Source organism: Streptomyces fungicidicus (assembly GCF_003665435.1).
Classification (GTDB): Bacteria; Actinomycetota; Actinomycetes; order Streptomycetales; family Streptomycetaceae; genus Streptomyces; species Streptomyces fungicidicus.
The window spans coordinates 1,404,787-1,417,433 of sequence record NZ_CP023407.1; the positions used below are offsets into that span (position 1 = coordinate 1,404,787).

The window sequence follows — 12,647 nt, forward strand, 5'->3', positions numbered from 1 at the left end:
TCAGAAGAGCGGAGCCGCGGCGGGAGCGCGCAATGTGCCCAGATACGGGTGCCACAGGTGGTCCGGGTTCTCCTCCACACGCCGGACGATCTCCCGCATCCGGGTCAGGGCCTTGGGTTCCTCTTCGCCGTAGACGTCACCCTGGAGCATCTTCAGCACGTCCAGCCGGTAACGCGGGTCCTGGACGAACGCGGTGAACAGGATGTTCAACCGGTAGTAGATGGAGATGAATTCGTACCAGCTGCTTACGCCGCGGCGCAACACCCGCTCGTAGTCGCCGAAGCTCTTCTTGCTGAAATCGTCGCGCTCGACGGCGGAAACGATGTCCTTCGCCAGCAGCCGGGCGCTGTTCATCGCCACGCTGACGCCACTGGAGAAGATCGGGTCGACGAACCGGGCGGCGTCACCGATGAGCGCCCACCGGTCACCGACGACTTCCTTCATTCCGTAGCTGTAGTCGCCCTCGGTCTTGAATTCGCGGACGCGTTCGGCCTTCTCCAGTGCCGCCCGGAGTTCAGGCCGCGTACCCAGGCAGTCCCAGAAGAATTCCTCGCGTTCCTTTCCGGAGGACTTCACCTTTGCCTTCTGGGTCACCACGCCGACGCTGGTGGTGGTCTCGGAGATGGGGATCTGCCAGACCCAGGTGTCGCTCACCGGCAGGAAGTGGATGAAGATGAAGTCCTCCTGGTCCGGGTCGTCGGCGAGCGCCTTGCGGTCGAGCCCGTCGAACCAGGCGTGGATTGCGTACTGGTTGAAGACCGGATCCGGGACCTTCAGCTTCTTCTTGCGGCCCAGCATGGTCTGCCGGCCGCTGGCGTCCACGACCATGCGCACCCTCAGCCGCTCGGTACCCTCGTCGCCGACGGCCGTGAGCACCACGCCGTCGTCGGTGAACTCCACGTCCTGCACGCGGGTCCGCTCACGGACGCGGGCGCCCAGTTCGGCCGCGTGCTGAAGCAGGATCTGGTCGTACTTCCCGCGGTCGACGTGGTAGGTGTAGGCCTGGTCCACGCCGGGCTGGTCGCGCTCCTGGAATTCGACGCTGGCGAGCCTGAATCCCTGGGTCATGCCGGTGAATCCCATTTCGGGCACCGTCTCCTTGGCCGCGGACGTCCAAGCCGCTCCGTACTTCTTCGGGAACCCCGCGGCATCCACCTTCGCCAGTGCCCCGATCTCCTGGAGCACCGGGGTCGTCGCGGTCACCAGCGACTCCCCGACGTGGGGCCGGGGGAATTCCGCGCTCTCCAGGACGATCGCGGATATACCTGCCTTGGCGAGATACGAGGCCATGGTGGAACCGGCCGGGCCACCACCGATGATGCCGATGTCGTAGTCGAAGTCGCTCATTTTTCTCCCTCACTCGTCGGATTCATTTCCCGCAGGGCCTGCGCGATCACACCGGCGATCTCCGCAAGCGGCTCGGGCTGCATCATGTCCTGATGACCGCAGGCGATTTCATGGTTTTCGACGCGGCCGTCCAGGACCTCGTACCAGACATCGAATTCGGGCACCCGGGGGTCCCGGTCACGGGTGGCGGTGAAGAAGAGCATGTCGCCCCGGTATTTCCCGGGACTGTAGTTCACGCGCAGTTCGATGTTGTTGTAGAAGACTTCGATGATGCCGCGTATGCGGCGCTCGTCGATTCCCTGGAGCACGCCGTCGGACCGGCCCAGGATGTCGATGACCTCCGTCTGCCGCAGCGGGCGGCCGTTCAGGCCCTCCACGTCGTAGTCGATGGAGTGCAACAGCGCCCGCAGAACGGCCTGTTCGGCGACCTCACGGGCGGGCGGCGCCTCACCGCCGTCCCCGAGGGCGAACGCGTCGAGCAGGGCGAGCAGGGACACCTCCTGCCCCTGGTGCTGGAGTTGCACCGCCGCCTCGTACGCCGCGACGCCGCCGAAGGACCAGCCCGTGAGGTGGTAGGGCCCGTACGGCTGGATGGTGCGGATCTGGTCGACGTAGTCTTCGACCATCTCCTCCAGGGTGGCGGGCAGCGGCTCGTCGGGGTCGGCCATGCCGCGTGCCTGGATCGAGTACACCGGCTGGTCGGCGGGGAGATGGGGCAGCAGCCGTGTGTAGATCCAGCCCATGCCGCCGCCCGGGTGGAGGCAGAACAGCGGCGGCCGGGTGCCGTGACTCCTGACCGGGAGCACCACCTCGAGCCCGCTGCGCGTGACCCGTCCGTCGAGCGCGGCCGCGAGGTCCTGGGCCGTCGGCGCCTCGAAGACGGTGCGTACGGCCAGTTCGACGCCGAGTTCGTCGCGGATCCGGCCGACCAGGCGTGCCGCGAGCAGCGAGTGCCCGCCCAGCTCGAAGAAGTTGTCGTCCGCGGCGACACCCGTGGTGCCCAGGGCCTCGGCGAACAGCCGGCACAGCACCGCCTCCTCGGGGGTGGCCGGCAGCCGTCCGCGCCCGGTGGCGTCGAGTTCCGCGGGCGGCAGCGCCTTGCGGTCGAGCTTCCCGTTCGGGTGCAGCGGCAGCGCGTCCAGGCTGACGAACGCCGCCGGGACCATGTAGTCCGGCAGGGTCCCGGCGAGGTGGTCGCGGAGAACCTGGTCCTGCCCGGTCGCCGTGGCCGTCGTGGGTACCACGTAGGCGACCAGCACCTTCCCGGCGGGCCCGGAGTGCTTCTCCTGGGTGGTGACCACGGCCTGGGACACCAGCGGGTGACGCTTGAGCGCCGCCTCGACCTCGCCGGGCTCGATGCGGAACCCGCGGATCTTCACCTGGTCGTCGGTCCTGCCGATGAACTCCAGGTTCCCGTCCGCCCGCAGACGGGCGCGGTCACCGGTGCGGTACATCCGGGCGCCGGACGGCCCGAACGGGTCCGCGACGAACCGTTCCGCGGTCGTGCCCGGGCGGCCGAGATAGCCTCTGGCGAGCTGCGGCCCGGCGATGCAGAGCTCTCCCGGCACGCCCGGGGGCACCGGCTGAAGCGCGTCGTCCAGCACGTACACGCGTACGCGTGGGATGGGGCGGCCGATCGGCGCGGCAGCGGGCCATGCTTCCGTGCCGGCCGGCAGCGTGAAGGCCGTCGCCCCGTGCGTCTCGGACGGGCCGTAGTGGTTGTGCAGCCGTACTCCGGGCCGTTCCGCGAAGAACTGCCGGATGCCGGCGGAAAGCACGAGCGCCTCACCGGCCTGGGACACGTCCGTCAGCGCGGGCAGCGCGACCTTGTGGCGCACGGCGGCCTCGCACATCGCGTCGATCACCAGCCAGGGCGCGAAGAACTCCTGCACCGACCGGCGTTCCAGCCAGCGGACCACCTGCGCGGGATCCCTGCGGGTTTCCTCGTCCGGCAGCACGAGGGTCTTCCCGTGCAGCAGCGCGGAGAAGATCTCCTGCATGGAGACGTCGAAGTGCAGTGGGGCGAACTGGGCGGTCCTGATGCCCTCACCGCCCGGGAAGTCGGCGTGATGCCACGCGACCAGGTTGGTCAGCGCCCCGCAGGTCATCACGACGCCCTTGGGCGTTCCCGTGGAGCCGGAGGTGTAGACCGCGTAGGCCGTGCTCTCCGGCACCAGGGGTGCGCCCCGTTCGGCGGGGGTGAGGTCGCTCTGCGGCTGGGCGGCGATCTGTGCCATGTCGTCCGGCCGGTCCTGCACCACCAGGGCGGGCGCCGTCCGCCCCTCGCCGGGTGCCGAGGGCAGCAGGTGCGCCATCGCCTCGGTGGTGATCAGCACGGACGGACGGGCGTCCTGGACGATGAGCGCGATGCGCTCCTTCGGATGGGCGGGGTCGACGGGCAGACAAGCGGCGCCCGTCTTGAAGACCGCCATCAGGGCGACCAGCGCGTCGCAGGACCGCTCCATGACCAACGCGATGAACGACTCCGGGGTGGCTCCGCGACGGATCAGCAGCCGGGCCAGCCGGTTGGCACGGTCGTTCAGCTCCCGGTACGTGAGCTGCCCCCCGTCCGACAGGACGGCGAGGGCGTCCGGGGTCACGGAGGCCTGCCTCTCGAACCGGACCGGCAGCGGCGTCTCGTCGAGGACGGACACACCGTCCGTGCCCGCCGTGGCGCCGCCCAGGGCGAGGTCCCGCTCCTCGGGGGACAACAGCCCGACGGAACCGATCCGGATGCCGGGATCCGAGGTCACCGCCCGGACGAGGCGCTCCAGCCATCGGGCCACCTGCTCGACCAGGTCGTGGTCGAAGAGGTCGGCGCTGTACTCGTAGCCCACGGCGATCTCACCGGGCGACCCGTCCTCGGCGAGGCTTTCGCGAACGCTCACGGCCAGGTCGAACCGTGCGACGTCGGACGTGATGGGCAGGGCCGCACCGGTACCGCCGCCCAGGAGCAGTTCGGCCCGGGGAACGTTCTCCAGCGTCAGCAGGACCTGGAAGAGGGGGTGACGGGCCAGGGACCGCTCGGGGTTGAGTTCCTCCACCAGCCGTTCGAACGGCAGGTCCTGGTGGGCGTAGGCCGCCAGGTCCGTCTCCCGCACCCGCTCCAGCAACTCCCGGAACGTCGGATCGCCCGAGGTGTCCGTCCGCAGCACCAGGGTGTTCACGAAGAACCCGACCAGATCGTCCAGCGCCGGATCCGTCCGCCCCGCCACCGGAGCACCCAACGGAATGTCCGACCCCGCACCCAGCCGCGTCAGCAACGCCGCCAGCGCCGCCTGCACCACCATGAACACCGACACACCACTACTGCGAGCCAGCTCCACCACCCCGGCATGCAACTCCGCGTCCCACCGCGCCACCACCCGGCCACCCCGGTGGGAGGCCTTGGCGGGGCGAGGACGGGACAGAGGGAGGGAGAGTTCCGCGGGAAGGTCCTCAAGGGCCTTGCGCCAGTACTCGAGCTGCCGGGCGGCCGCCGGCGCGACACCGTCGGCCCCCTCGCCCAGGAAGGCGCGCTGCCAGAGGGCGTAGTCGGCGTACTGGACCGGCAGCTCCGTACCCCATACGGGTGCCGCACCGGCCACCCGCGCCGTGTACGCGTGCGACAGGTCCCGCGCCAGCGGACCCATCGACCAGCCGTCGGAGGCGATGTGATGCACCACCAGCAACAGCACGCACGACCCGTCACCGACCGTGAACAGATGCGCCCGCAGCGGGATCTCGGACGCCAGGTCGAATCCCTGGGACGCCGCGCCGGCCAGCGACCGCTCCAGCTCCTCCTCCGCCACGTCACGCTCGACGAGCGGCACCTGCGCCAGGTCGGCCGGCAGCACCCGTTGCCAGGGCACACCGCTCGACTGCGGGAAGACGGTTCGCAGTGACTCGTGCCGGGCCACCACGTCGGCGAGCGCGGCGCGCATGGCGTCCGGGTCGAGTCGCTCGTTCAGGCGCACGGCGAACGGCACGTTGTACAGACCCGTGGCCGGCTCCAGCCGGTCGATGAACCACAGCCGCTGCTGCGCGTACGACAGCGGCACCCGCTCCCCACGCTCCGCCACCGCACGCAACGGCTCGCGCACCGCGTTGTTCTCACCGGTCAGGAGTACGGACAGGTGCTGGGCGAGCCGTTCGACGGTCGGTGCCTCGAACACGGCGCGGACACCGAGGTCGGTACCGAACAGCGCACCGACCCGTGCGGCGAGTCGGGTCGCCGTCAGCGAATGACCGCCCAGGGTGAAGAAGTCGTCGTCGACACCGACCCGCTCCAGGCCCAGGACCTCCGCGAACAGACCGGCGAGGATCTCCTCCTGCGCGGTACGCGGCCCGCGCCCCGACACCTGGGACGCGTAGTCCGGCACCGGCAGGGCGGGACGGTCCAGCTTGCCGTTCACGTTCAACGGCAGCTCGTCCAGCACCACCACCGCCGCCGGAACCATGTAGTCGGGCAGCACCCGCGCCGCATGCTCCTGGAGCTCCTGCTCCAGCCCGTCACCGTGCCGGCCGGCCGGCACGACGTAGGCGACCAGGCGCCGGTCCCCTGGCCGGTCCTCCCGCACCACCACCGCGACCCGGGCCACGGCCTCGTGCCCCGCCAGCACCCCCTCCACCTCACCCGGCTCGATCCGGAAACCCCGAATCTTCACCTGCCCATCCACCCGGCCCAAGAACTCGATCTGCCCGTCCGTACTCCACCGGCCACGGTCCCCCGTCCGGTACATCCGCTCACCAGCGGCACCGAACGGATCCGCCACGAACCGGCCCGCCGTCAGACCCGGACGGTCCAGATACCCACGCGCCAGACCGGAACCCGCGACATAGATCTCCCCGGCCACACCCGGCGGCGCCAGCCGCAGCGCGGCGTCGAGGACGTAGACGCGGGTGTCGTCCATGGGCCGGCCGATGGGGATCGACCGGTCGAGCCGCTCCGGAGCCGTCCGCACCGGGTGGTACATGGCGAAGGTTGTCGTCTCCGTCGGCCCGTAGACGTGCACCACCAGCGTCCCGGGCGAGGTGTCCAGCACCCGGCGGAACGCCGCCGGGGACACCTGCTCGCCGCCCGTCCACACCTCACGTACGTCGCGGAACGTCTCGGGACGCAGATCGGCGAGCAGGTTGAAGAGCGCGGTCGTGAGGAAGACGCTCGTGATGCGGTGGTCCACGATCAGTCGGCTCAGCACCTCGATGTCCGGATCCCCGGCCGGGGCGACGACGACCTGGTTGCCGGACAGCAGAGGGATCCACAGCTCGTATGTCGAACCGTCGAAGGAGTGGGCGGAGTGCAGCAGGACGCGCTGCTGGCTGCCCTCGTTCCTCCAGCAGCGGTCCGCGGCCAACGCGCAGACGGCCCTGTGGGTCGTGATCACTCCCTTGGGCGTGCCGGACGACCCGGAGGTGTACATCACGTACGCCGGCCGGTCGGGGGCGAGGGTGATGTCCGGGGCGCTCGCCGCGGTGGCGGCGGGTGCACCGTCCTCGCCGAGGACCAGCACGCCGACGCCCGCATCCGTGCACACCTTGACGAATTCCGCGTGCCGGGTGGCCGCGTCGGCGATGAGGACCAAGGCCCCCGCCTGCTCCGTCATCATCCGCAGGCGGGCCACGGGATGGCGGCCGTCGAGCGGGAGGTAGTACGCGCCGGCCTTGAGCACGGCCAGGATGGCGACCACCAGGTGCGCAGACCTGTCCATGAAGAGTGCCACCGGTGTGTCCGGCCGCACGCCCAGGCCGATCAGGCGGTGCGCGAGTGCGTTGGCGCGTACGTCCAACTCCCGGTAGGTGAGTTCCTGCGTCCCCTCGACCACCGCGACGGCGTCAGGTGTCTTCGCGGCCTGCTCGGCGAAGGCGGCGACCAGCGTCTCGTCGCCGGCGGCCGCTCCGGTGCCGTTCCACTCCTCCAGCATCCGGCGGCGTTCGGTTCCGGTGACCAGGTCGATGCGGCCGAGGGCGCGCTCCGGATCGGCGACCACCGCGCGCAGGAGCAGGCCGAGGCGCTGGACGTACTGCTCGGCGGTCTCGTCGTCGAAGAGGTCGGCGCTGTACTCGAGCAGCCCGGTCAGGCCTGCGCTGTGGCCGTCCGCCGTGTGCTGTTCGCGGAGATTGAACGCCAGGTCGAACTTGGCCTTCGCCAGCCGCACCGCGATCGGTTCCGCGTCGGCTCCGGCGAGGCGGAGGCTGTCCGGGGTGTCGTTCTGGAGGGTGAGGGCGATCTGGAAGAGGGGGTGGCGGGCCAGGGAGCGCTCGGGGTTGAGTTCCTCCACCAGCCGTTCGAACGGCAGGTCCTGGTGGGCGTAGGCGGCCAGGTCCGTCTCCCGCACCCGCTCCAGCAGCTCACGGAACGTGGGATTGCCGGACGTGTCGGTCCGCAGCACCAGGGTGTTCACGAAGAACCCGACCAGATCGTCCAGCGCCGGATCCGTCCGCCCCGCCACCGGAGCACCCAGCGGGACGTCCGTGCCCGCACCCAGCCGCGTCAGCAACGCCGCCAGCGCCGCCTGCACCACCATGAACACCGACACACCACTGCCACGGGCCAGCTCCACCACCCCGGCATGCAACTCCGCATCCCAGGTGAAGGCTATGCGTCCACCCTCGTGGGACGCGGTGGCCGGGCGGGGCCGGCTGGTCGGCAGGTCCAGCTCGGCGGGCAGGCCCTGGAGAGCCTCGCGCCAGTAGGCGAGCTGCTCGGCGCCGACGGCGTCGTCATCGAGGAGGGCGCGCTGCCAGAGCGTGTAGTCGGCGTACTGGACCGGCAGCTCCGTACCCCATACCGGTGCCGCACCGGCCACCCGCGCCGTGTACGCGTGCGACAGGTCCCGCGCCAGCGGACCCATCGACCAACCGTCGGCCGCGATGTGATGCACCACCAGCAACAGCACACTCGAGCCGTCGTCGAGGGTGTACAGATGCGCCCGTAGCGGCAGTCCGTCCGCCAGGTCGAAACCCTGGGACGCCGCCTCGACGAGGGACTCCTCCAGGTCATCCGCCGCGACGTCACGCTCGATGAGCGGCACCTGTGCCTGGTCGGCGGGCAGCACCCGCTGCCAGGCGGCGCCGCCCTCCTCGGGGAAGACGGTCCGCAGTGACTCGTGCCGGGCCACCACGTCGGCGAGCGCGGCGCGCATGGCGTCCGGGTCGAGTCGCTCGTTCAGGCGCACGGCGAACGGCACGTTGTACAGGCCCATGGCCGGAGTCAAGCGGTCGATGAACCACAGCCGCTGCTGCGCGTACGACAGCGGCACCCGCTCCCCACGCTCCGCCACCGCTCCCAGGGCTCTCCGGGAGGCCTGACCGCCTCCGGCCAGTCGAGCGGTGACGGACCGGGCGAGCCGTTCGACGGTCGGTGCCTCGAACACGGCGCGGACACCCAGGTCGGTACCGAACAGCGCACCGACCCGCGCGGCGAGTCGGGTCGCCGTCAGCGAGTGACCGCCCAGGGTGAAGAAGTCGTCGTCGACACCGACCCGCTCCAGGCCGAGGACCTCGGCGAACAGACCGGCGAGGATCTCCTCCTGCGCGGTACGCGGCCCGCGCCCCGACACCTGGGACGCGTAGTCCGGCACCGGCAGGGCGGGACGGTCCAGCTTGCCGTTCACGTTCAACGGCAGCGCGTCCAGCACCACCACCGCGGCCGGAACCATGTAATCGGGCAGCACCCGCGCCGCATGCTCCTGGAGCTCCTGCTCCAGCCCGTCACCGTGCCGGCCGCCCGGCACGACATAGGCGACCAGGCGCCGGTCCCCGGGCCGGTCCTCCCGCACCACCACCGCGACCCGGGCCACAGCCTCGTGCCCGGCCAGCACCCCCTCCACCTCACCCGGCTCGATCCGGAACCCCCGGATCTTCACCTGCCCATCCACCCGGCCCAGGAAGTCCAGCTCACCGTCCGCACGCCACCGGCCACGGTCACCCGTCCGATACATGCGCTCACCAGCCGCACCGAACGGATCCGCCACGAACCGCCCGGCCGTCAACCCCGCCCGGCCCAGATACCCACGCGCCAGACCAGGACCCGCGACATAGATCTCCCCCGCGACACCCGGCGGCACCGGCCGCAGCGCGGCATCGAGGACATACACGCGCGCGTTGACCATCGGACGGCCCACCGACGGATGCACCTCACCCGTCATCGGCCCGCCCACCGTGCACGCGGCCGTCACCTCCGTCGCCCCGTACACATGCAGCAGACGCCGGCCCCGCGCCCACCGCCCGATCACCTCCGGCGGACAACTGTCACCCGCCACCGTCATCACCAGCCCCGACGGAAACTCCTCCACCGGCAACGACGGCAACAACGCCGGCGGCAACGTCACATGCGACACCCCGCTGTCCCTCACCAGCCGCGCCAGCTCACCACCCGCCGCGAACCCCTCACCACCAGCAGGAACCAGCACCAGACGCCCACCGGTCAGCAACGCCATACAGACGTCCCACACCGACGCGTCGAACCCCGGCGAAGCGAACTGCAACACCCCACACCCCGGCCCCGCCCCGAACACCCCACCGAACGTGGCCACCAGACTCGCCACACCGGAATGCGAAACCACCACACCCTTCGGCCGCCCCGTCGACCCCGACGTGTAAATCACATACGCCGGAGACCCCAACGACAGAACAGAAAGCCGCTCACCATCAGAGACATCCCGCTCCGACATCCGCGAAAGCGCCGACACCGTCTCGGGCACGTCAAGCGTCAGTGCGTCGACACCTTCGGGCACGACATCCGCGTACTCCGTGGTCGTGACCGCGCACACCGGCCGCGCGTCACCGAACATGAACGCCACCCGCTCACGCGGATACTCCGGATCCACCGGCACATACGCACCACCGGCCTTCAACACCGCCAGCATCCCGACCACGAACTCCACCGACCGCGGCAACACCAGAGCCACCACCGACTCCGGCCCCACCCCACGACCCACCAACAACCGCGCCAGCCGATTCGCCCGCGCATTCAACTCCGCATACGACAACTCCACATCGCCACACACCACGGCAATGGACTCCGGCGCCCGAGCCACCCGCTCCTCGAACAACTCCGGAAACGTCAGCCCCTCCACCACCGCAGCCGAGTCATTCCACCGCTCCAACACCAACGACCGCTCAGCCGCAGTGACGACGTCCAGCCGGCCCACCACAGCCTCCGGATCGGCCGCGAACGTCTCCAGCAGCCCCCGCAACCGGGCGACGAGCCCCTCGACCTCACCCCGCGAGAACACATCCGGCCGGTAATCCACCCGCAACCGCAGCGCACCACCCGACCCCACCACCAGACCCAACGGGTAATGCGTCCCGTCCCGGCCCGCCATTCGGGTCAGCCGCACTCCCGAGGCCGCCGCGACATCGTCGAGACCACCGTGGGGCTGGTTCTCGAAGACGGTGGCGGTGTCGAAGAGGGTGCCCAGCCCGGCCAGGGCCTGGATGTCGGCCAGCCCCAGGTGCTGGTGCGCCAGCAACGCCGACTGCTCCTCCTGCACCCGCCGCACCAACCCCACCAACGACTCCCCCGGCACCACCCGCACACGCACCGGAAGCGTGTTGATGAACAACCCCACCATCGACTCCACACCCGGAATCTCCGCAGGCCGGCCCGACACCGTCGCACCGAACACCACATCCCACCGACCCGTCAGACGACCCAGCAAGACCCCCCACACCGCCTGCACCACCGAGTTCAGCGTCACCCCAGCCCGACGCGCCCCCGCCTCCACCGCAGACGACACCCCACCCGGCAGATCCACCACCACCGACTCCGGCACCACCACCGAACCCGGCACCCGACCCGCCGCCAACAACGTCGGCTCCTCCAACCCCGCCAACGCACCCCGCCACGCAACCTCCGCCGCCCCACGGTCCCGCCCCCGCAACCACCCCAGGAACTCCCGATACGACACCACCGGCCCCAACACCCGCCCCGCATACAACGCGAACAGCTCGCGGACGAGCAACGGGCCGGACCAGCCGTCGATCAGGATGTGGTGAACGGTCCACACCAGACGGTGCCGCTCGGGACCCATGCGCACCAGCAGGAACCGCATCAGCGGCGGCTCACCCAGGTCGAAACGCCGCAGCCGGTCCTCGTCGGCCAGTCGTCCTGCTTCCGCCTCGTGCGTGTGCGCCGGAGCGCCTTCGAGGTCGTGCTCGCGCCAGGGAATCTCGACCGTGGAGGGGATGACCTGGAGGGACTCCTCGAACTCCCCGGCGACGAATCCCGCCCTGAGGTTGGGGTGACGCTGGATCAGCTCCCGGGCGGCGGCGTGCAGACGGTCGGCGTCCAGTCGGCCCTCAAGGTCGAGGACGAGCTGCACGGTGTAGACGTCCACGCCGCCGTCCGCCTCGTAGCGGGCATGAAAGAGGAGGCCTTCCTGGAGAGGCGTGACGGGAAGGATGTCCTCGATCTCGGAGTGCGTCATTTCTTCTTCCTCCACACAGCTTCCAGACGGTCCAGCGCGGACTGGCTCAGCGAGAGCAGGGGCACGTCCGAGGGGGTACGGCCGCCCGCGTCGGGCCGCCGGGCGTGCGTGACGAGAGCGCCCAGGGCGCGGAACCACCCGTGTGCCAGCTCCTCGACCCGCTCCTCGGCCAGCAGGGCGGCGGGCCAGGACCACGTGACCACGAGGCGGGGACCGTCGGGACCCACGTGTGTCACGGCATTGATGTCCAGGACGTGGTGGAGGGCCGCTTCGGTGTCATGGGCGGCCGGGCGACCGCCCTTCTCCGCGCTGGGCCTCCAGACCTGCGGGAGGCCGGCGCCGGCGGTGTTGATGCGGCCCAGGTAGTTGAAGCCGATACGCGGTGTGGGCAACGCGGCGAGCCGCTCCGCGGTGGCGCTGTTCAGATGGCGCAGCAGTCCGTAGCCGATGCCGCGGTCGGGTATCGCCCGGAGTTGCTCCTTGAGTCGCTTGAGAGCGTGCCCGGCGGCGGCGCCACCCGACAGCGCCTCGTCCAGGTCGACGGTCCCCGCGTCGAGCCGCACGGGGAAGAGGCTGGTGAACCAGCCCACCGTGCGCGACAGGTCCACGCCGTCGACGAGTTCCTCGCGGCCGTGGTCCTCGAGGTCCAGCAGCACGGCGGTGCCCGTCCCGGGGCCGTGGCGGCGACGGTGGTCGGCGAGGGCGAGCACCAGACCCGTCAGCAGTACGTCGTTGACGCCGGCCCGGAACATCGCCGGGACGCTGGTCAGCAGCGGCTCGGTCTGCTCCTCGGAGAGGGTGAGTGTCAGGTGCCGCAGGGTGCCCGCGACGTCCCTGCCGGGCTCCGGGGCGAGGTCGGCGAAGAGACCCTGGTCGGGCTGCGTCATC

Annotated in this window: 3 protein-coding genes (1 of these 3 running past the window's edge); all 3 read right to left on the reverse strand. The window is 70.6% G+C overall.

Annotated features, from left to right (window positions below):
* Tightly spaced (each overlapping or abutting the next), the 3 genes in view from CNQ36_RS06400 to CNQ36_RS06410 form a layout consistent with a single transcriptional unit that may run on beyond the window.
* Nucleotides 1-1,347 carry an NAD(P)/FAD-dependent oxidoreductase gene (locus CNQ36_RS06400; protein ID WP_121545266.1) on the reverse strand — a complete coding sequence of 449 codons (1,347 nt, stop codon included), beginning with the start codon at nucleotides 1,345-1,347 and terminating at the stop codon, nucleotides 1-3.
* Entirely contained in the window at nucleotides 1,344-11,759 is a 10,416-nt protein-coding gene (locus CNQ36_RS06405; RefSeq protein WP_121545267.1) for a non-ribosomal peptide synthetase, read from the reverse strand. Before CNQ36_RS06405 ends, CNQ36_RS06400 begins: the two co-directional genes overlap by 4 nt.
* Nucleotides 11,756-12,647: the final stretch of a non-ribosomal peptide synthetase gene (locus CNQ36_RS06410; RefSeq protein WP_121545268.1), read on the reverse strand. Its footprint extends 14,867 nt past the window's final position; only the last 892 of its 15,759 coding nucleotides appear in the window; its start codon lies beyond the right edge, outside the window; the stop codon is at nucleotides 11,756-11,758. The genes CNQ36_RS06405 and CNQ36_RS06410 overlap by 4 nt, the downstream gene beginning before the upstream one ends.

What these genes read in the sequence shown, in the direction of transcription:
- CNQ36_RS06400 (WP_121545266.1), bottom strand. Translation starts at nt 1,347, where the DNA reads ATGAGCGACTTCGACTACGACATCGGCATCATCGGTGGTGGCCCGGCC.
- CNQ36_RS06405 (WP_121545267.1), bottom strand. Translation starts at nt 11,759, where the DNA reads ATGACGCACTCCGAGATCGAGGACATCCTTCCCGTCACGCCTCTCCAG.